The following is a 20,349-nucleotide window of genomic DNA, read 5'->3' as shown; positions in this document are numbered from 1 at the left end:
CTACCGGAGTGCGAGCACGGCCTGCGCCACCGGTACCTCGCCGCTGGTCAGCTCCAGGACCTGGCCGGCTCCTGCTCCGGAGCCCGCCAGCTCCGCGAGGACGAGCGCCACGTCGGCCCGCGGCACGCCGCCGCGCGCGAGGGGCGGAGCCGAGAGCGCGACGCGGCCCGTCGGCGGGGTGTCGAGCAGGCGGCCGGGCCGCAGGATCGTCCAGTCCAGGCCCGCCCGCGCGCGCAGGTCGTCCTCGGCCTGGGTCTTGGCGTCGATGTAGGCGGCCCAGATCTCGTCGGTACCGGGCGCGGGCGGTGCGCCCGCGCCCATGGTGGAGATCTGCAGGAAGCGGCGAACGCCCGCCGCCTCCGCCGCGGCGGCCAGCTTGACCGAGCCGTCGCGGTCGACGGTGTACTTGCGTTCCGCGCTGCTGCCGGGCCCCGCGCCCGCCGCGAACAGCGCGGCGTCCGCGGACTGCCCGCGCAGCACGTCCGCGACCTGGTCGACCGACACCTGCTCCAGGTCGAGGACGACGGGCTCCGCGCCCGCCGCGCGCAGGTCGTCCGCCTGGGCGGCGTTCCGGATCAGGCCCACCGCGAGGTCGCCGCGGCGGGCGAGTTCCCGGGCGAGCAGAAGGGCGATCTGGCCGTGGCCGCCTGCGATGACGATGCGCATCCTCGCACGCTAACAGCCGCGACCGCGCGACCCGTCGGACGGTTCCGCCGCCCGGGTGAGCCCCGTGCCGACGGATTCGGTTCCACCGGCCGTGCCGGGCTGCGACAATCCTCGCCGTCGCACCGGCCACCTGGGCCGGTGGACGTGTGTGACGGGGGAACAGAGATGCAGTCGCTCGAACCGGACGATCCGTCAACGGTGGGCCCGTACCGCCTGGTCGCCAGACTCGGCGCGGGCGGGATGGGACGGGTATACCTGGCCCGCAGTGCGGGCGGCCGGACGGTCGCCGTGAAGGTGGTCCGCGCCGAGCTCGCCGGGGATCCGGAGTTCCGCGCGCGCTTCCGCCGCGAGGTCGCGGCGGCGCAGTCGGTGGACGGGGCGTACACCGCACCCGTCGTCGACGCCGACCGGGACTCGGGGACCCCGTGGCTGGCCACCGCCTACGTGCTCGGGCCGACACTGGCCGAGGCCGTCGCCGAACACGGGCCGATGCCCGAGGGGACGGTGCGGGCGCTGGGCGCGGTGCTGGCGGAGGCCCTGCAGGCGGTCCACGCCGCGGGGTTGGTCCACCGGGACCTGAAGCCGTCCAACGTGCTGCTGACGGCGGACGGCCCGCGGGTGATCGACTTCGGGATCGCCCGGGCGCTGGACGGGTCCGGGGCGACGACGACCGGCGTGGTGGTGGGCTCCCCCGGCTTCATGTCGCCCGAGCAGGCGTCGGGGCGGAAGGTCGGCCCGGCGGGCGACGTGTTCTCCCTCGGCTCGGTGCTCTGCTTCGCCGCGACGGGGCTCGGCCCGTTCAGCGAGACGGCGTCGGCGGCGGAGCTGCTCTACCGCGTCGTGCACGCGGAGCCGGACCTCTCCCGGGTGCCGCAGCCGCTGCTGGCCACGGTCTCCGCCTGCCTGGCCAAGGACCCGGCCGCCCGCCCGACACCCGCACAGTTGCTGTCCCTGCTCGCCCCCGAGGGCGCGGCCGTCGCGCTGCGCGGCGCCTGGCTGCCCGCGGAGCTCTCCGCCGGCATCGCCCGGCACGCGGCGCGCGTCATGGAGTTGGAGACGCCCCCGCCGCGCTTCGGCGCGTCGGCGGAGGCCGCGGGCACGGCCGGGACGGGGGCGGAGAACGCGTCCGCCGCCACCCCGGTGGCGGGCAGCGCGGAGACCGTCCTCGTCGGAGCCGGCCCGGCCGCTGCGTCCGGCGCCGTCGGGGCCGCCGCGGAGCCCACCGCGCCCTCCCGGCGCAGGCTGCTGTTGGGCGGGCTCTCCGCTGTGGGCGTGGTCGCCATCGGCGGCGCGGCCTACGCGCTGTCGCGGGGCGGCGGCACACCCACGCCCGCGCCGAAGCGGTCCGCGAGCCCCTCCCCGACGACGACACCCACACCCACGCGTCCGCCCGGCGTGGCTCCGGAGCCGCTGTGGACGTACCAGGTGAGCCGGACGATCGCCAGCCCGCCGCTCTTCGTCGACGGTCACCTGCTGGTCGCGGACAACGACCTGACCGCGCTCGACCTCCACTCCGGCAAGCCGGCCTGGACGGGGCCGACGATCGGCCCGGGACTCGTGCAACGCCCGATGTACCTCGGCGGCGGACTGCTGCTGATGATCGACGACAACCAGGACATCGCCGCCGTCGACCCGGTGACCGGCGCGCAACGCTGGACGATACCGACACCGCTCCAGTTCGGCTTCAACACGCTGCTGGGCGCCAACGACCGGACCGTCTTCGTCGCCGGCGAGCAGTACGCGCTGGACGCGAAGGGACAGCCGGTCATCGTCCTGGGCAGCGACCAGTCGGTGATCGTCGCCCTGGACACGCAGTCGCGCAAGGTCCGCTGGGTCCAGCACCGCCGCAGCCCCAACGGCTACGACGTGATGGGCCTCGCCACCGCGAAGTACGTGATCTACACGAACGACACCAACAACGTCGTGGTCCGCGACCAGGGCACCGGCACCCAGGTCTGGTCCCAGGACTACGGAGACCCGAAGTGGACGATGACCGAGCTGCCGCTGCTCGGCGGCGACACGGTGTTCCTGCCCGGTCCGCAGTTGCTGGGGTACGGCGTGGACAAGGGCGACCAGCGGCTCAAGCTGAGTGGATCGACCGACCACTCCTACCAGTCGCTCACCTACGCGGACGGCGTGGTCTACGGGACCCTCGGTGACGACACCGCCGTGGCGGTCGACGTGCGGTCCGGCACGAAGGTGTGGAGCACCCCGATCGTCGCCGACATCCTGCCGTCGGCACTGCTGGTGGTCGGCCGGACCGTCTTCTGCCCGGTGCTGGCCTCGAGCGGCGACGGAAACGCCCTCGCCGCACTGGACCGGGCCACCGGCAAGGTCCTGTGGACCTTCCAGGACGGCGGCGCCGACGACACCTGGTGGCTGGAGACCGACGGGACCGTGCTCTACGCCGCGCACGGCGAGCGCGTCTACGCCCTCCCGGCCCGCTGACCGGTGAAGGTGACGACCGTGTGGTCGGCGACGGGCCGGTACCCGACGCGCTGGTAGAGGGCGTTGCTGGTGGGGTTGGCGAGGTCGGTGAAGAGCAGCACCTGCTCCGCACCGGCCCGCCGCAGATCGCTGCTCGCCTGCGCCACCAGCGCTCCGGCGTAGCCGCGCCCGCGCAGCTCGGCAGGGGTGTAGACCGCCGCGATCCGCACCTGTCCGGCGACGCGAGGGGACCAGCCGGCCATGGAGACGGGGCGGCCGTCCGCGTCCTGCCACAGCAGGACGCGGCCCTCCTCGACCCGCTCCACGATCTGGAACCCGCCTCCCGGCTCGCCCACGTCCGCGGCGAACTCGGTGAACCACCGCTCCAGCAACGGGATGTCGTCGTCCGTGGCGAGCCGGGCGCTGCCCTCGGGCGCCGGGTCGGGCGCGGTCACCTCGCCGAGACGGAAGAGCCGCTCGGCCCGGAAGACCTCCCAGGGTCGGCCTGCGGCGTCGGCGAAGGCGCGCACGGCCGCGTCCTCACCGATCACCGTCGGCACCGGGCCCAGCGTCGCGGCGAGGGCGCGCGCGGACGCCTCGCCCATGACGCCGAGCAGCGGGCCACGCGGCGGGGTCTGCGCGAACGCGGCCGCCACCGCGCCGTCCCGGTCGCGCTGCCAGCCGAAGCGTGCCCGGTACTCCTCGTCGAAGGCGAAGGGGCCGCGCTGCCGTACGGTCTCACTGACCGTCAAAAGCAGGGTGTTGCCCGCCGGGTCGGCGGACAGGCAGGCGTCCGCGGCGGCGCGGAACTCCTCCACGTCCTCGGTCAGTTGCCAGTCGTCGAGCTGCACGCGCGTCCTCCTGGGGATCGGTCCCTCGGATCGATGACGTGCAGCCTATCCGCCGCACGGATCGCACCCGGCGCGTGCAACCCTCCTGCCGCACATGGGAGTAGAGATGACCGGAGGGGGTCACCGGCCCCCTCGTCAGTGCGACCGAAGCCGAGTGAGGAGTCCTGTTGTCCACCACAGCGACCAAGCGGACCCGTTGGAAGATGGCCGCCGGAGCGGGAGTGGCCGCCGCCGCGGCGACGGGGGTGGCCCTGTCCGGCGTCGCCTCCGCCTCCACGACCACTGGCGCCGTCGATCCTTCCGTGACCGCGAAGACGGCACAGCGGACGACGACGGCACAGCCCGCCGTGGAGCGCGTGCTCGTCGGCCAGGGCAGGATGGGCGCCGTCACCTGGAAGGTCGACCTGGAGTACTACCGGCACCTGCCGCCCGGCTTCCGCGTGCCGTCCTTCCCGCCCGGCATCAAGACCCCGAAGTACACCGGGCTGGTGTGCGAGCGGATGTACCTGAACGGCGTCCGCATCGACCACCAGGGCGGTCCCTGGGCGGACTGCTCCCCGGTGACGGGGGCCCACCAGCCCATCGGCGAGGAGAGCCTGAACGGTCTCACCGACAAGGGCACCTCCGGCTACCGGCTCTTCGTCGGCCAGCCCATGGCACCCGTCGCCTACGCGGTGCTGACCTTCACCAACGGCCGCACCTACCGGGCCAACACCGTGCATCTGCCGGGAACCGCCTTCGGCGCCTTCACCATCCCGATCGGCAAGGGGTGGTACATCCGCAGCGTGGACACCTACTCCCGCGACGGGCACCGCCTCAGCCACGAGACCGAGTGGCACTGATCCGACGACGGTAGGACGGACTGGCACGCGTGCAGATCGGCACAGCGGCGGCGACCGGGGGACGGCGCGGCGGCGACCGGGGGACGGCGCGGCGGCGACGGGAGCTGGAGCGACTTCAGCGACTACGTCGCCGCCCGCTGGACCGCCCTGGTGCGGACCGCCTACCTGCTCACCGGCGACTTCCACGAGGCGGAGGATCTCGTCCAGACGACGTTGACCAAGGTGTACCCGTACTGGCGCGGCGTGCGCGCCGAGACGGCCGACGCCTACGTGCGCCGCGCGCTGGTCAACACCAACCGGAGCCGCCACCGGCGGCGGCGCGTCGTCCAGTTGCTCACGCCGTTCGTCCCCGACCACCCTGCGGCCGACGCGGGCCGTGACGCCGACGGGGAACGCGGCGTGCTCGTCGCGCTCCTCGCCGAACTGCCGGAGCGGCAACGGGCGGTGGTGGTGCTGCGGTACTGGGAGGATCTGGGCGCGGAGGAGGTGGCGGAACTGCTCGGCTGTTCCGTCGGCACGGTCAAGAGCCAGGCGTCCCGCGCGCTGGCCAAGCTGCGCGGACATCCCGCGCTCGGCGAGTACGCCCTGTCCCTTCCGGGAGGCGAGCGATGAACCAGTACCGGGACCACGACGCGGACGACGCCCGCCTCGACGCGGCGCTGCGCCGGGCCCTCGCGGCGGACACCGACCGGCTCGTGCCGAGCGCGCCGCCGGTCGCGGCGGTGGTCCGCGCCGGCCGGCGCCGCGCCCGCCTGCGGCACACCGCGCGGGGTGCCGCGCTCGCCGCCGCCGTGGTGGTGGCGCTGGGCGTCGCCGTCCCGCAGTTGCGCTCCCCCGACACGCCCACGGCGGTGTCGGTCGCCCCGGCATCCCCCGCCCCCGCCTCGCCCTCGGCCCGGCCCTCGACGCTGCTCACCCTGGGGTCCGGCACCGTCGACGGCATCGGCTGGCAGGCGAGCGCCCGGATCGACGAGAACGGGTTCTGCCAGCACCTGGTGATCGACGGCGTGCAGGTGGACACCGAGGCAGGCGGCTACTGGACCGACTGCTACGACCCGGGATCCGCCGTCGACCAAGGCATGGGCGTGCACGTCGCCGGAGGCAGCGGTCTGCGTCTGCTGACCGGCTTCGGCGCGGACCGGGGCGCCACCGTCGTCGTCACCTTCTCCGACGGCCGCACGACGACGGTCCACCCAGTGCAGCCGCCGGGCTCGGCCACCGGGGGCTTCGTGGTCCCCATCGCTCCCGGCCGTACTCTCGCGGTCGTCGACGTCTTCGACGCGCACGGCACGCGGGTGACCCACGACCCCTGGTTCCGGTGAGCCGGGCGCACGCAGGACACGCAGGACACGGGACACGCCGGGTGCTGGCCCCACTGTCGGCGCACCCTGGGTGGCACAGAATGAGCCCATGGCAAACATCGACGAGTACGGCGGCGGGCAGCACACACCGGACGTCCTGGTGGTCACCACCAACGACGTCCCCGGCTACAAGGTCGACCGGATCATCGGCGAGGTCTTCGGCCTCACCGTCCGCTCGCGCAACATCGGCACCCAGATCGGCGCCGGCCTCAAGTCCCTCGCCGGCGGCGAACTCCGCGGACTCACCAAGACCCTGGTCGAGAGCCGCAACCAGGCCATGGACCGGCTCATCGAGCAGGCCCGCTCGCGCGGCGGCAACGCCATCCTCATGATGCGGTTCGACGTCTCGGACGCCGCCGGCAACGGCACGGAGGTCTGCGCCTACGGCACCGCCGCCGTCATCAGCCCGCTCGGCCCGGTCTCCTGACGCCGCCCGCGGGAGGCGGTCCTGTGCCGACGCCGGACTGGGACCGCCTCACGGGGGTCCTGTCCGAGCATGTCGCCGCCGGAGCGGTGCCCGGCGCGGTGCTGGCGGTCTCCCGCGGCAAGGAGACCCGGGTCGCCGCCGTCGGCGCCCGCGCCATGGACGGTGACGTTCCGCTCTCGGGCGACGAGGTGTTCCGGATCTCCTCGATGACCAAGCCACTGACGGCGGCGCTGACGCTGATGCTGGCCGAGGAGGGGGCGCTCTCGCTCGAGGCCCCGATCGAGCGGTGGGTTCCGGAGCTCGCCCGCCGTCGCGTGCTGCGGCTGCTCGACGGGCCGATCGAGGACACCGTGGCGGCGGAGCGTCCGATCACGGTGGACGACCTCCTGACGATGCGAATGGGATTCGGATTCGTCCTCGACTCGCCGTGCCCGGCCCTGGAGCGAGCTGCCGAGCTCGGCCTGGGCATCGGCCCGCCCGACCCCTCCGTGTCGCTCACGCCCGACGCCTGGGTGACCCGGTTCGCCGAACTCCCGCTGCTGCACCAACCGGGCGCGGACTGGATGTACGAGCTCGGCTTCGCCGTCCTGGGCGTGGTCCTGGCCCGTGCGGGCGGCCAAGCACTCGACGACCTGTTCCGAGACCGCCTGCTCGACCCACTGGGCATGACCGACACCGGGTTCGGGGTTCCCGCCCGGGCACGCACCCGTCTGGTCCCCTGCTACGCCTCGGGCGGGAACGGACTGGAGCTCTTCGACAGCGCCGACGCCACCAGCCGCTGGAACCACCGACCGAGCTTCCCCGACGCCCGCGGTGGACTCGTCTCCACCGCCTCGGACTACCTTCGCTTCGCCCGGATGCTGCTCAGCGGCGGCACGCACGACGGCACCCCGCTCATGGCGGAGCAGTCCGTCGCGGCCATGACCGCCGATCACCTGGGAGCCGACCGGGATCGCTCCGTCTCGGCCCGGGCCTTCCTCAGCGCCGGAGCGGGCTGGGGCTACGGGCTCGAGGTCTTCACCACGGGCGTCGCGCCGGCTCCCTCCATGAGGACCACGCGCTACGGCTGGGGCGGAGGACTCGGTACCACCTGGTACTCGTTCCCCGATCTCGACACCGCAGCGGTCCTGCTGACCCAGTGCCTGCCTCCTCCGGAGCCGTTGGTCACCGCCTTCTGGTCCGAACTGACCGCCCTGATCGGCGCATGACGCGCCTCGCGGACCGCCCCAATTGCCTTGTACAAAATTCTGTTTCGTGGCTCCTTCGAACGTTCTGTACGGTCCGGACCATGGAGTGGATCTTTGAGACGGCAGAGAATCTCGTGGCCGCCATGCGGGCCGGTGACGTCACCTCGGCGGAGCTGACCGACGAGGCGATCGCCCGCATCGAGCGGGACGACAAGGTGATCAATTCGATCTGCGTACCGGACTTCGACCGCGCGCGGGCCGCCGCGTGCGACGCCGACCGGGCACGGGCCCGTGGCGAGGACGCGCCGCTGCTCGGCATCCCGGTGACGGTCAAGGAGTCCTACGACATGGCCGGTCTCCCGACCACCTGGGGCATCCCGGAGTTCCGGGGGTACGTGCCGACCGAGGACGCCGTGCAGGTGTCGCGGCTCAAGGCCGCGGGCGCGGTGGTGCTCGGCAAGACCAATGTTCCACTGGGCCTGCACGACGTGCAGAGCTCCAACGAGATCTACGGCACCACCACCAACCCGTGGGACCACGGCCGCACTCCGGGCGGGTCCTCCGGCGGGTCGGCAGCGGCCCTCGCCTCGGGCTTCGGCGCGCTGTCCATCGGCTCGGACATCGGCGGGTCCCTGCGCACACCGGCGCACTTCTGCGGCGTCTACGCGCACAAGCCGACGCTGGGACTGGTGGCGACCCGCGGCATGGTCCCACCGCCCGGGCCCGCGCTGCCGACCGAGCCCGACCTCGCCGTCGCCGGTCCGATGGCACGCTCCGCCCGCGACCTCTCGTTGCTGCTCGACGTCATGGCCGGACCGGACCCGCTGACGTACGGTGTCGCACACCGGGTGGCGCTCCCGCCCGCACGGCACGAAAGGCTGCGCGACTTCCGGGTCCTGGTGCTGGACTCGCACCCGCTCCTGCCGACCGGTTCCGCCGTACGGGCCGGCCTGGAGCGGGTGGCCGACGCGCTCACGGACGGTGGCGCCGTCGTCGCGCGGCACAGTCCGATGCTGCCCGATCTCGCCGAGGCCGCCCTCGTCTACACGCGGTTGCTGTTCTCGAGCGTGACCGCGCGCTTCCCCGTCGAGGCGTACGAGGAACTGCGGGCCCACGCCGCCGCGCTGGGCGCGGACGACCGCGGCCTGGAGGCGGAGCGGCTGCGCGCCATGGTGCTCAGCCATCGCGACTGGATCGCGGCGGACCGCGGCCGGGAGCTCCACCGTCACGCCTGGCGGCGCCTGTTCGCCGAGTTCGACGTCGTGGTCTGCCCGATCACGCCCACTCCCGCGTTCCCGCACGACCCCGAGCCCGATCCGAGGGCGCGCCGGCTCGACATCGACGGCGTCGCACACCCCTACCTCGACCAGCTCGTCTGGGCCGGCCTGGCCACCATGCCGGGCCTGCCCGCCACCGCCGTGCCGGCGGGCCGGTCCCCCGAGGGCCTGCCGGTGGGCGTGCAGCTCATCGGTCCGGCCTTCGAGGACCGCACGCCGCTGCGGCTGGCCGAGCTCCTCGAACAGCGGATCGGCGGCTTCCAGGCGCCGAGGTAGCGCTGTCGGTCCCCCGCCCCGGCACGCCGGAGCGGGGGACGGCCCGCAGGCCGAGCACGGCATCGACCGACGGGCGGGCGCCGACCGAGCCGTTCCGGTCAGGGCTTCTCCGGTCAGGGCGCGCCCTCGCCCGTGGCGCCGCCGAAGGGGCCGATGGGGAGTTCGAGTTCCAGCCAGACGAGTTTTCCCTCCGCCGTGGCGCGATTGCCCCAGCGGTAAGCGAGTTCGTTGATCAGCAGCATGCCGCGGCCACCCTCGTCCTCCGCCCCGGCGTGGCGCACCCGCGGGACGCGGGCGTCGGTGTCCGCGACGGCGATGCTCAGGACGCGGTCGCGGATCAGCCGCAGTTGGGTGGGGTGGCCGGCGTGCAGCAGGGCGTTGCTGACCAGTTCGCTGACCAGCAGCTGCGCGACGTCCGTCAGGCCCGTCAACTGCCAGGAGGCGAGCGTCCTGCGGACGAAGCGGCGGGCCTCGCCGACCACCTCGGGGTCGTCGGAGAGCTCCAGGACCGCGATCCAGTCGGGGCGGCGCGGCAGGACGCGGGCGAGGATGACGGCGATGTCGTCCTCGCTGTTGCCGGCCGCCAGGGCCTCCAGGACGGCGTCGCAGCGCTCCTCCAGCGAGTCGCGGTTCTCCGCGACGGTGTCACGCAGGAGTTCCAGGCCCACGTCCAGGTCGCGGCCGCGACGTTCGACCAGGCCGTCGGTGTAGAGGCAGAGCAGGGCCTCGCCGGGGAGGGTGAACTCCACTGCCTCGAAAGGGACTCCACCGACCCCGAGCGGCGCGCCCGTCGGCAGCGGCAACAGCTCCGCCGCGCCGTCGGGCGCGACCAGGACGGGCGGCAGGTGGCCCGCGGAGGCGAGGGAGACCCGTCCGTCCAGCGGGTCGAAGACCGCGCACACGCAGGTGGCGAACTGGCCCTCGCCCATCGCGGCCGCGGTCTCGTCCAGGCGGCGCAGCACCCGGTCGGGGGCGAGGTCCATGCCGATGAGGGTCCGTGCGGCGGTGCGCAGTTGGCCCATGCTCGCGGCGGCCCGCATGCCGTGGCCCATGACGTCGCCGACGACCAGCGCGACCCGCCCGCAGGAGAGCGGGATGACGTCGAACCAGTCGCCGCCGACCTCGCTGATGACGCTCGCCGGCAGGTACCGGTAGGCGATGTCGAGGCCCGGCGTGGTGCGGATCTCCTGGGGCAGCAGGCTGTGCTGGAGCATCAGCGCGGTGCTGCGCTCGCGCCGGTACAGACGGGCGTTGTCGATGGCGACGGCCGCGCGGGCGGCGAGCTCCTCGGCCAGGGCGACGTCCTCGTCGTCGAAGGGCGCGGGGTTGTGGGTCATCCGGATGAACTCGGCGCCGCCGAGGACCTGACCGCGCGCCAGCAGAGGGACCATCAGATAGGAGTGCACGCCCGCCCGCAGGGCCGGCTCGACGCGGTTCTCGTGCGAGGTGATCCGGTGCATCGTCTCCACGTCGATCTCGGCGAACATGATCGACCGCCCGGTCCGCAGGCTCTCGGCGTAGATCGCGGCCGAGCGCGAGACCTGGCCCACCTGGTCGGCGGCGTTACCGAGCAGGTTGCCCTGGACCTCGCCGACGGCGACGGCCCGCAGCAGCACCCGGCCGTCCTCCGGCATCAGCGGCTGGTCCTCCTCGGTGAAGCCGTCCTGGACCACGGCGTCCAGCAGGTCCACGGTGACGAAGTCCGCGAAGCGCGGCACCACCAGCTCGACCAGCTCCTCCGCGGTGCGCTGGATGTCCAGGGTGGTGCCGATCTGGCTGCTGGCGTCGTTCAGCAGCGCCAGCCGGGCCTGCGCCGCCTGCGCCTCGACCAGCGCGTGCTCGCGCGCCGTGGACGCGTCCCGCTCACGCGTGAACAGGCGGGCGTTGTCGATGGCCACGGCCGCGCGGGAGGCCAGCTCTCCGGCGAGGGCGAGGTCCTCCTGGTCGTAGGGCCGGTGGGTGACAGTCCGGTAGAAGCAGGCGACGCCCAGCGCCGCGCCGCGTGCGATCAGCGGCACCACCATGAACGAACGCACCCCGTCGGCGCGCACCTGACGCGCGCGCAGTGGGTCGGCGTCGAACCAGCGCAGCGCCTGCTCGTCCAGCTCGGGCACCAGGACGGGCCGCCGGTGGGCCAGGCACCAGGCGTAAGGGGTGGCCGGGTGGAACCGGTGGACGCTGCCGACGGGCGAGATCGGCCGGATGCCCGCGCCGGGGACGCTGTGGAAGCCCAGGCGGCGCAGCAGCGCGGAGCGGTCGGCGGGCCCGCGCGGCTCGATCGTGCCGTGCCCGTCACCGAGAACGAGGTCCTCCAGCACCTCCACGACGACACTGTCGGCCAACCCCGGGGAGGCCACCTCGGCCAGCTCCTGCGCGGTGCGCTGCAGGTCGAGGGTGGTGCCGATACGGGTGGAGGCCTCGTTGACGAGCGCGAGGCGCTTGCGGGCGGCGTTCGCCTCCTGCAGGGCCAGCTGCCGGGCCAGCAGCGTCTGGTGTTCACGCAGGTAGAGCCGGGCGTTGTCGATCGCGACGGCGGCCCGGGAGGCGAGCTCGTCGCCGAGGGTGACGTCCTCGTCCTCGAATGCCTCCCGGTCGCCGCGCCGCAGGTAGACGACCATGCCGAGGACGGTGCCCCGGGCGACGAGCGGCGTGATCCGCACCGGCCCGGTCCGGCCGGGCTCCCCGCCGCCGGGCGCCGCGCCGAGCAGGGCGGCCAGCAGCTCGTCCGTCCGGCCGCCCGCCGGGAGGGTGACGGTCCGGCCGGTCGCCATCGCGACGGCGTACCCGGACCGCGCGGGCACCGACAGCACCTCGCCCCGCCGCGCCTCCTTCCGTCCTGGCCCGGCCCCGGTCCCCGGGCCGACGGGCCCCGGCCTGGCCGCCGCCCCTGGCCTGGGCCCTGGTCCGGGCGCGCCGTCCGGCGGCGTGGTCAGCCCCGCGACCGCGAGCCGTCGCACGGACTGCGGGGTCTCCGCCACGGCCCCCAGCGCACCCGGGCGGGCCCGGGGGGCCGTGGCCGCCGCCTCGGCCTGCCCATCGCCCGCGTGGCCCGTGTGGCCCGCGTCCTCCCGGTCGGCCTTCTCGGTGGCCACCAGATGGTCCAGCACGAACACCGCCGCGACGTCGGCGACCCGCGGGACCATCGCGTCGACCAGTTCGCGCGCCGTGCGGACCAGCTCCAGGGTGGTGCCGATGCGGGCGCTCGCGTCCGAGAGCACCTCCAGGCGCTCGCGCGCCCGCACGGCGCGCTTCTCGGCGTGGAAGCGCGCGGTCACGTCCACGATGGTGGAGCTGACGCCGAGCACCCGGCCGCTGGGCTCCTCCAGGCGGAAGTAGGACGCGGACCAGGCGTGCTCGTTCTCGGGATCGCTGGCGGTCAGGCCGTGCGAGCGGGCGTCGACGACCGGATCGCCGCTGGTCAGCACGGAGTGCATGACCGCCTCGATCTCCTCCCCGTTCAGCCCCGGCAGCACCTCGGTGATGCGGCGGCCCAGGTGCTCCTCGACCGGAACTCCGTTGGTGCGCGCGAGGGCGTCGTTGAGCCGGACGAAGCGCAGCTGGTCGTCGTAGACGGCCATGCCGACCGGCGCCTGGGTGAAGAAGCTGTCCAGCACCGCCAGGTCGGACTCCAGCTGCCGCAGCGACCGCACGTCCGAGGCGACGGCGAGCACCAGCGGGTGGCCGTTCGGTCCCGTGAGCGGGTGGGTGCGGAACTCCAGGTTGACCAGGTGCCCGTCGCGGTGGCGGACCGGGAAGACCCCGGACCAGTCCTTGCCGCCGACGATGGCGGTGAACAGCGTCAGCACCAGGTCGCGGTTCTCGGGCGTGGTGAGCAGGTCGGCGGCGCGGCTGCCGATGGCCTCCTCGGGCGAGTAGCCGAGGAGGGACTGGGCGTCGCGGCTCCAGTGCAGGATCGTGCCGTCGTCGAGGATCAGCGCCGTCGCGATCGGTATCGTCAGCAGCCCGCCGGGACGTGCCTGCGCCGCGGCCGCGCCGCGGCTGGCGTCCAGCTCGCCGCCCGGCTGCGCGCTGCCCTGCTCGTCGGATCGCATCGCCAGGTAACCGCCCAGGTGAGCGCTGACCGCGCGCCCGCGCGTCGTGTGCGCCGGCCGCGCCGTGCAGCTCGCGCCGTGTGGGAGAACTTCGTCCCCATTCTTCCCGCGTGTACGCGCCTCCGCGCGCCCAGTGCCCGCCGATCGGGGTGGCCCGCGACGCGGGCGGCATGCGCGTGCCCCGGGGCGGGAGCGCTCCGGGGCACCGCGTTCTCAGGCCTGGCCCGGGTGCCAGGGCGGCCACTGCCACGGCCGGTCGGACCAGTGCACGAGCTCCGCGTCGTCGAGGTCGAGCTCGGGGAAGCGCTGGTGCACGCGCGGCACGAACTCCTCCCGCGCCAGCGGCTCCATCGGGCCGTCGCCCATCCGGACCAGCCGGTAGCGGGTGTCGGTGGCGTAGGGCGCGATGTCGACGAGCGGCTGCTGGGCCGCGTGGTGGAAGCTGCCGCCCTCGCTGTCCATGACGTCCTCGGTGCGGGCACCGGACATGGCGGCCATGGGATGGGCGGGCTTCTTGTGTCGTTGGAGCAGTTTCATCGTGTGTCCACCTCCGTGGTTCACGACCCCGGCTGAGCTGTACGAACGTCCCGCCGGACACCTCCACGGTACGCGCGGGGCGGCTGGTGCGCGTAGTCGGCCGCGTGGCGGGGAAGTTCTGTGGGGTCATGCCAAGAACGGACACCGTCGTCCCCTGGAAGGACCCCTCGATGCCCTCGTTCCTTCGCCGGAACCGCTCGGCCTCCACCCCTGTCCGCCCCCGGCGCTGGCTGCCGCTGGTCGCCGCCTCCGCGCTCGTCCTCGGCCTCGGCACCGCCGCCGCGGCGGACACCTCCGGCGGCGCGGGCAGCGAGAGCCTCGCCCCGGCCCCGCACGCGGCGCCCGCGCACGTCCGCGCGGCCACGGCGGCCGACCCGTGCGGCTTCGTCGCCTCCGTCCCGGCGGACCGCTTCAAGGGCATCCCGGTCTTCGACGCGAAGAAGGCGGCCCAGCCGTTTTCGGTCAAGCTCCACACCAGCCAGGGCACGGTCACGTTCCAAGCGCTCACGGCGGCGGCGCCGTGCACCACCTTCTCCTTCCGCTTCCTGACCCAGCACGGCTTCTACGACCGCACCCACTGCCACCGGCTGACGACCCAGCGCATCTACGTCCTCCAGTGCGGCGACCCGACCGGCACCGGCTCGGGTGCTCCGGGCTACTCCTTCAACGACGAGAACCTCACCGGCGCGACCTACCCGGCCGGCACCGTCGCGATGGCCAACGCCGGCCCGAACACGAACGGCAGCCAGTTCTTCTTCGTCTGGAAGGACACCAAGCTCTCCCCGGCCTACACGCCCTTCGGCCGCGTCACGGCCGGCATGGACGTCCTCCTCAAGATCGCCGCCGCCGGCGAGGACGACCAGAACGGCCCCGGCGACGGCTTCCCGACCCTCCCCGTCGACATCCACCGGGCGCAGATCGTCCGCGACTGACGCCGGTGACGCAGCCAGGCGAGCAGGAGAACCGCGCCACCCTGTGCGGTTCTCCTGCTGTCAGTGATCGACAGCGTCATGCCGAGCGGGGCCCGGGGGGCGGGGTCCGGCAGGAGCGGGGGCGGTGACCTGCCCGTCCTGGCGGTGCGCCTCCCCTCAGCGCGGAGTGCGCCGGGCGGCGAGGTACTCGCGTCCGAGGAGGGCGAGGGCGGCCCGGACCGGTGGGCGGGCGCCTGTTCGTAGGACCTCGGGGCCCTTCGCGCGGGCGGCCTTCACGGTGAGTTCGTCCAAGGTCACCATCGCGCGGACCATCGGACGGGTCGCGGGCGGGGTGACGTCGACCAGGGCGCGGCCGTCGGTGAGGGAGGATTCGGCGAGGTCGAGGAGGTGGGTGAGCAGGGCGCGGACGGGTGGGGTGTCGCGTGCCGCGGCGAGGTCCTCGCGGGTGACCGCGAAAGCGGTCAGGGTCTCCTCGGGGATGCCCGGACGACCGGCCGTCAGGTCCTCGGCGAGGTCCGCGACGAAGTCGACCCGCTGGCCGCCGTCGATCCACGCGCGGCAGGCGGCGCGCAGTTGCGGGGTCACCGGGGCCAGGACGGAGGCGAGGACCAGCACGGCGGGCAGCGAGTACGCGTCGACGTAGGCCTGGTACTCCCCTTCGGTCGCGAACCCGGCGAAGTCGAGATCCGTCAGCGCGGTGTCCAGGAACGCCGTGACGTGCCCGCCGAGCGCGGGAAGGACGGTGCAGCTGTGGGCGAGGGCGCGGACCAGCGGGTCATCGGCATCGGCGGCGGGGCCACCCGCGAGCGCGGCGCGCACGTCCCGGTCCCAGGCGGCGTAGGCCGTACGCCGCCCGTCCGGCGGCCCGGAGTCCAGCAGGGCGTCGGTGTGGTGCATGAACGCCGTCGCCACGAGCAGGTGCGGCACCAGCTCCGGCGGGACCAGCAGCCGGGCGGCGACGTAGGCCTCGCGCCGGTAGCGGCGCACCGCGCGGCGCTGCGCGCCGTAGTCGGCGCGCAGCGCCGGGTCGGTGACGCCCGCCGCGTCCAACGTTCGGGTCCAGCGGGTCAGGGGATGCAGAAGGCTCACGGACGATCAGCCTGGCACAGCCGCCAGGCGCTCCCGCTCCCGGTACAGGTCCCGCAGCAGCGCGATCTCCGCGCCGTGGTGCAGCACCTCCTGGTTGACCCACCACACCGTCTCGAGGAACCGGTCCTCCGGGTCACTGCCGTCGGGGTAGCGACTGTGCCCGATCTTGTCGAGCGTCGCCTCGTCGGGCACGGCGAGCAGCGCCTCCCGCCACGCCTGTGCCGCCGCCTCGAACGCGGCGACCGCGCCCACGGCATCGCCCGGGGTCACGTGGTCGTCGCGGGTGAGCCGGTGCGCGCCGACGGTGTACTCGGCGCGCAGAGCGAGCATCTCGGCCAGGTGGCTGAGGCGCCAGGCGAGCGTGGTGAACGGCGGCGGCACGGGGTGGACGGGCGCGCCGTCGCGCCCCCACTCCCCCGCGCCGACCAGCCCGGTCGCCCCGCGCCCGAGGACCCCGGCCTCCCGCGGGCGCACACTCCACGCGCCCGCCACCGGCTCCCACCGGTACTCCGCGTCCGTCAGCGGCGGCACCGGGATCTCCAGACCGTTGCCGCTGTCGACGAACGGCCCGCCGAGCCGCTGCACCAGCCGGGTGCAGGCGAAGTCGTACTGCTCCAGCAGGGGTTCGAGCCGTCCGGGAACCTTCATACTGTGCCCACCTCCACCGTTGCTCTGTGACTGCGCGTCAGTCTCGCAGCCCCTGCGGGGTGCGGGCGAGCAGGTTTCCGACCGCCACGCCGTCCGTCAGCGTGCCGAAGGCGAGGCCGCGACCCTCCTCCAGCCGGGCCGCGCAGAAGGCGTCGGCGACGGCGTGCGGTGCGTGGCGGACGAGCAGGGAGCCCTGGAGGACCAGGGCGAGGGACTCGACCAGGCGCCGGGCGCCCGCCTGGGCGTCGGCCGGGGTGGCCGCCGCGGCCTGGGTCAGCTGGGCGCGGACGCGCTCCCACGCGGCGTCCAGGCGCGCGTCGGCGCCCTTGGCGGACTCGATCTCGGCCGCGAAGGCGTGCACGGCCTCCGGCTCGCGGCCCAGCGCCCGCAGCACGTCCAGCGCCTGGACGTTGCCGGAGCCCTCCCAGATGCCGTTGAGCGGCGCGTCGCGGTAGAGCCGGGGCAGGCCCGACGCCTCGTCGTAGCCGTTGCCGCCGAGGCACTCCAGCGCCTCCGCGACGGCGGCGGGCTGCCGCTTGCAGACCCAGTACTTGCCGACCGCGGTGGCCAGGCGCAGGAACGCCCGCTCCTGCGCATCGCCGCGCTGGGCGCGGTCGGTGGCCCCGGCCAGGCGCAGGGCCAGCGTCGTGGCCGCCTCCGACTCCAGCGCGAGGTCCGCGACGACGTTGCGCATCAGCGGCTGGTCGACCAGCGTGACGCCGAAGACGGAGCGGTGGCGCGCGTGGTGGTCGGCCTGGGCGAGCGCGGCGCGAATGCCGGAGGCCGAGCCGAGGACGCAGTCGAGCCGGGTGGCGGCGACCATGCCGATGATGGTCCGCACGCCCTGACCCTGCGGGCCGACGAGCCAGGCGACGGTGTCGTCGAACTCCGGCTCGCTGCTGGCGTTGGAACGGTTGCCGAGCTTGTCCTTCAGGCGCTGGATCCGGAAGGTGTTGCGGCTGCCGTCCGGCAGGACGCGCGGCACCAGGAAGCAGGAGAGCCCACCGGGCGCCTGCGCCAGGACCAGGAAGAGGTCGTTCATCGGGGCGCTGGTGAACCACTTGTGGCCGCGCAGGCGCCAACTGCCGTCCGGTCGTTCGACGGCGGTCGTGGTGTTGGCGCGGACGTCGGTGCCTCCCTGCTTCTCCGTCATGCCCATCCCGGCGAGCAGCCCGCGCTTGCCCAGCGGCGCGGCCAGGCCCGGATCGTAGACCCGGCTGGTCAGCAACGGCTCATACCGGTCCGCGAGTTCGGGCTGGACCCGGAGAGCCGGGATGACGGCGTAGGTCATGGAGATCGGACAGCCGTGTCCCGACTCCGGGGTGCTCCAGGTCATGAAGCCGGCCGCGCGCGCGACATGGGCGCCGGGCCGGGTGTCGGCCCAGGCCGCACCCGCGAGGCCCTCGCGCACGGCGACGTCCATCAGCCGGTGGTAGGCCGGGTGGAACTCGACCTCGTCGACGCGGTTGCCGTACCGGTCGTGGGTGCGCAGCTCCGGCTCGTGCCGGTTGGCCTGCTCGGCCCAGTGCTGCACCTCCTCGCTGCCCGCGAGCAGCCCGACGCGGTGCAGGTCCGCCTCGTACCAGCCGGCGCCCTCCCGGTGCAGGCCCTCGAGCAGCACCGGGTCGGCGGCGACGTCGTGGCCGACGAGCGGCGGGGCCTGGTTGGTCACCACGTGGGTGCGGGCGGCGGGTTCGCTGCGCAGGCTCTCGGTCACGGTCGTCTCCCGGGCTCGGTACGGCGGGTGGGCGGCGCGCCGGCGCAACGCAGCGCCAGGGCGGTCAGTTCGCAGAGCAGGGCGTCGGCGGCGGCGGGGCTGCCGGGCGCGGCGAGCGGGTCGACCAGCACCTCGCCCACGGCGCCGGTCAGTGCGGCGGCAGTCACCTCGGGGTCCTGCGGCGGGAGCAGTCCGGCCTCGGTGCCCTCGCGGACCACGTCCGCGAACAGGGCGCGGTAGCGGCGCCGGAACTCCAGCCGTTCGGTGCCGACGGCCTCGTCGGCGGGTGCGGCGAGCAGGGCGTGGGCGAGCCCGCGGGACTCCAGGGCGCGCCGCGCGAAGACCTCCACCCCGCGCGCCAGCCGGGTGGCGGCGTCTCCGCCGCTGCCGCCGAGCACCGCGCCCAGCACCTCGACCTCCCGCCCGGCCGCGCGCCGGAAGACCTCGACCGCGAGCGCCGACTTCGAGGGGAAGTGCTGGTAGACCGAGCCGGCCGACATCCCCGCCGCTGCTGCCACCACCCCGACCGAGGCCCCGGCCCAGCCGACCTCGGCGACGACGGCGGTCGCCTCCTCGACCAGGCGCGTGCGGGCGGCGTCGAGCCGCGCACGGACGGCAGGGGTCTCTCGGTAGGCCACGAAAGAAGTGAACCACCATTCAGACCTTTGGTCACCCCCGCCGGCCCCGGGAACTCCCGTTCGTTGTTCAGCGCGGGATCGTCGAATCTTGTGACTGGGGGGACGTAGTGGCGAAGGCCGGGCGGCGTGGTGGGGGTTCGTTCCTGCGAGAGGCGTCGGTGGTCGTGGTCGCCGCGCTCGTGCTGGCCGTGGTGGTGAAGACCTTCGGCTTCCAGGCGTTCTCCATCCCCTCCGGCTCGATGAACAACACGCTGCTCAAGGGCGACCGTGTGCTGGTCGACAAGTTCAGCCCGTGGTTCGGCGCCACTCCGGCCCGTGGCGACGTGGTGGTCTTCAAGGACCCCGGGCACTGGCTCGAGGGCACCCCCGAGGCCCCGAAACCGCACAGCGGCCTCGGCTACGACGTGCAGAACGTGCTCAGTGACGTCGGACTGATGCCCTCCGCCTCCGACAGCTACCTGATCAAGCGGGTGATCGCCGTCGGCGGGGACACGGTGACCTGCGTGGCGGGACAGCCACTGCGGGTCGACGGCCATGCCCTGAGCGAGCCGTACCTCTTTCCGGGCGAGAAGCCCTGCGACACCAACCCGGTCGGAACGGTCAAGGTCCCCAAGGGCGACCTGTGGGTGATGGGCGACCACCGCGACGACTCCGCCGACTCCCGCTGGCAGCGCATCCAGGGGCGCGGCGGCGGGTTCGTGCCACTGTCGGACGTGGTGGGCCGCGCGGACATCGTGGCCTGGCCGATCGGGCGCTGGGCCACGCTGCCGGAGCCGGCCACGTTCCACCAGCCGGGGCTCACCGCGCCGGACGACGGCCTGGCCGAGCCGATCGCGATCGGCGCGATCGCCGTCGTGGCCGTGGCCGCCGGGGTCGTCCTGGTCGGCCGCACGCGGCGGCGCAGCAGCTGAACCGCGGCTGATCAGCCGTATTCTGATGATCAATCAGAATTCACTTCCGTGTCACAGCGCCTCACTCCACTGTTCCTGTGGCGGCGCTGTTGACCATCGGCCAACAACTCTGCTTTGCTACACCACGGCCAGTGGTGCATCCCTGGTCGCGTCTCAGCTCTTCTCCCCGTCCATGCCCGAACCCGGGCCGCGGGCGGGCGTTCTGCGTGCATCGCAATACCGCCCGGACCAACCAGGCCGGGCGGCTGGCAGAGTGCAGAGAGGACCACCCTCACCATGGGCAACACCCCTCGCCGCGACTGGCGTCGACTGGCCGTGTCCGGCCTCGCGACGCTCTCGCTCGCGACCGGCGCGGCCATGGCCGCCGCCACCTCCCCCGCTGCGGCCAGCCCGGCCGCAGGTCACGGCTCAGCCGTGGCCAACCCCTACAGCCCGGCCTACGGGCACTCCTACCGCCACGGTGCGATTCCGACCGTCGCCCAGAACGCGAAGATGAGCGAGTGGGCGGCCT

General features: G+C 74.0%; 18 protein-coding genes. 10 read left to right on the top strand and 8 right to left on the bottom strand.

Annotated elements, in window-relative coordinates; all coding sequences use genetic code 11:
- Entirely contained in the window at positions 1-666 is a 666-nt protein-coding gene (locus ABH931_RS33980) for an NAD(P)H-binding protein (RefSeq protein WP_370122212.1), read from the bottom strand.
- Positions 667-831: 165 nt separating this feature from the next.
- Here ABH931_RS33980 and ABH931_RS33975 point away from each other — a divergent pair, with 165 nt between their 5' ends.
- Positions 832-3,114: a PQQ-binding-like beta-propeller repeat protein gene (locus ABH931_RS33975; RefSeq protein ID WP_370122209.1), complete on the top strand. Its 2,283-nt coding sequence runs from the start codon at positions 832-834 to the stop codon at positions 3,112-3,114.
- Here ABH931_RS33975 and ABH931_RS33970 read toward each other — a convergent pair.
- Positions 3,093-3,944: a GNAT family N-acetyltransferase gene (locus ABH931_RS33970; protein ID WP_370122206.1), complete on the bottom strand. Its 852-nt coding sequence runs from the start codon at positions 3,942-3,944 to the stop codon at positions 3,093-3,095. The genes ABH931_RS33975 and ABH931_RS33970 overlap by 22 nt on opposite strands.
- Before the next feature lie 167 nt (positions 3,945-4,111).
- On the opposite strand from ABH931_RS33970, the gene ABH931_RS33965 reads away from it, so the two are divergent.
- From ABH931_RS33965 to ABH931_RS33940, 6 genes are all read left to right on the top strand, one after another.
- The gene (locus ABH931_RS33965) at positions 4,112-4,786 is read left to right on the top strand and encodes a hypothetical protein (protein ID WP_370122203.1); all 675 of its coding nucleotides are present in this window, start codon (positions 4,112-4,114) and stop codon (positions 4,784-4,786) included.
- 150 nt (positions 4,787-4,936) lie between these two features.
- Positions 4,937-5,398, top strand: coding sequence for a SigE family RNA polymerase sigma factor (locus ABH931_RS33960; RefSeq protein ID WP_370122201.1), 462 nt, complete (start codon positions 4,937-4,939; stop codon positions 5,396-5,398).
- A complete protein-coding gene (locus ABH931_RS33955) occupies positions 5,395-6,108 on the top strand; it encodes a hypothetical protein (protein WP_370122198.1) in 714 nt (237 codons plus the stop codon). Before ABH931_RS33960 ends, ABH931_RS33955 begins: the two co-directional genes overlap by 4 nt.
- A gap of 88 nt (positions 6,109-6,196) precedes the next feature.
- Positions 6,197-6,574 (top strand): YbjQ family protein, encoded by a 378-nt coding sequence (locus tag ABH931_RS33950; protein ID WP_370122195.1) that lies wholly within the window; start codon positions 6,197-6,199, stop codon positions 6,572-6,574.
- Positions 6,575-6,597: 23 nt separating this feature from the next.
- Positions 6,598-7,782 (top strand): serine hydrolase domain-containing protein, encoded by a 1,185-nt coding sequence (locus ABH931_RS33945; protein WP_370122192.1) that lies wholly within the window; start codon positions 6,598-6,600, stop codon positions 7,780-7,782.
- An 80-nt stretch (positions 7,783-7,862) separates the two neighbouring features.
- Positions 7,863-9,314: an amidase gene (locus ABH931_RS33940; protein WP_370122189.1), complete on the top strand. Its 1,452-nt coding sequence runs from the start codon at positions 7,863-7,865 to the stop codon at positions 9,312-9,314.
- A gap of 113 nt (positions 9,315-9,427) precedes the next feature.
- On the opposite strand, the gene ABH931_RS33935 is transcribed toward ABH931_RS33940, so the two are convergent.
- Both ABH931_RS33935 and ABH931_RS33930 read right to left on the bottom strand, forming a co-directional pair.
- Positions 9,428-13,366 carry a SpoIIE family protein phosphatase gene (locus ABH931_RS33935; RefSeq protein WP_370122186.1) on the bottom strand — a complete coding sequence of 1,313 codons (3,939 nt, stop codon included), beginning with the start codon at positions 13,364-13,366 and terminating at the stop codon, positions 9,428-9,430.
- A 213-nt stretch (positions 13,367-13,579) separates the two neighbouring features.
- A complete protein-coding gene (locus ABH931_RS33930; RefSeq protein WP_370122183.1) occupies positions 13,580-13,903 on the bottom strand; it encodes a hypothetical protein in 324 nt (107 codons plus the stop codon).
- A gap of 170 nt (positions 13,904-14,073) precedes the next feature.
- On the opposite strand from ABH931_RS33930, the gene ABH931_RS33925 reads away from it, so the two are divergent.
- Complete coding sequence (locus ABH931_RS33925; RefSeq protein WP_370122181.1) at positions 14,074-14,835, top strand: peptidylprolyl isomerase; 762 nt, start codon at positions 14,074-14,076, stop codon at positions 14,833-14,835.
- A gap of 156 nt (positions 14,836-14,991) precedes the next feature.
- Here the strand turns inward: ABH931_RS33925 and ABH931_RS33920 are convergent, their stop codons facing one another.
- Genes ABH931_RS33920 through ABH931_RS33905 form a run of 4 tightly spaced genes read right to left on the bottom strand, consistent with a single transcriptional unit; the run spans position 14,992 to position 18,927 of the window.
- Positions 14,992-15,924: a phytoene/squalene synthase family protein gene (locus ABH931_RS33920; RefSeq protein WP_370122178.1), complete on the bottom strand. Its 933-nt coding sequence runs from the start codon at positions 15,922-15,924 to the stop codon at positions 14,992-14,994.
- A 6-nt stretch (positions 15,925-15,930) separates the two neighbouring features.
- Positions 15,931-16,572, bottom strand: coding sequence for a DinB family protein (locus tag ABH931_RS33915; protein ID WP_370122176.1), 642 nt, complete (start codon positions 16,570-16,572; stop codon positions 15,931-15,933).
- A 37-nt stretch (positions 16,573-16,609) separates the two neighbouring features.
- A complete protein-coding gene (locus ABH931_RS33910; protein WP_370122173.1) occupies positions 16,610-18,289 on the bottom strand; it encodes an acyl-CoA dehydrogenase family protein in 1,680 nt (559 codons plus the stop codon).
- Positions 18,286-18,927, bottom strand: a complete 642-nt coding sequence (locus ABH931_RS33905) for a TetR/AcrR family transcriptional regulator (RefSeq protein WP_370122170.1) — start codon at positions 18,925-18,927, stop codon at positions 18,286-18,288. The genes ABH931_RS33910 and ABH931_RS33905 overlap by 4 nt, the downstream gene beginning before the upstream one ends.
- 107 nt (positions 18,928-19,034) lie before the next feature.
- Here ABH931_RS33905 and lepB point away from each other — a divergent pair, with 107 nt between their 5' ends.
- Both lepB and ABH931_RS33895 read left to right on the top strand, forming a co-directional pair.
- The gene (lepB, locus tag ABH931_RS33900; RefSeq protein WP_370122167.1) at positions 19,035-19,838 is read left to right on the top strand and encodes a signal peptidase I; all 804 of its coding nucleotides are present in this window, start codon (positions 19,035-19,037) and stop codon (positions 19,836-19,838) included.
- 276 nt (positions 19,839-20,114) lie between these two features.
- On the top strand, positions 20,115-20,349 hold a 235-nt coding region (locus tag ABH931_RS33895; protein WP_370122164.1), incomplete at its 3' end, for a hypothetical protein.

The sequence above is a fragment of the Streptacidiphilus sp. MAP12-33 genome, assembly GCF_041261265.1.
In the GTDB taxonomy this organism is placed as follows: Bacteria; Actinomycetota; Actinomycetes; order Streptomycetales; family Streptomycetaceae; genus Streptacidiphilus.
The sequence above is the reverse complement of the archived record's forward strand: the minus strand, read 5'-3'. Positions and strand labels throughout refer to the sequence as shown.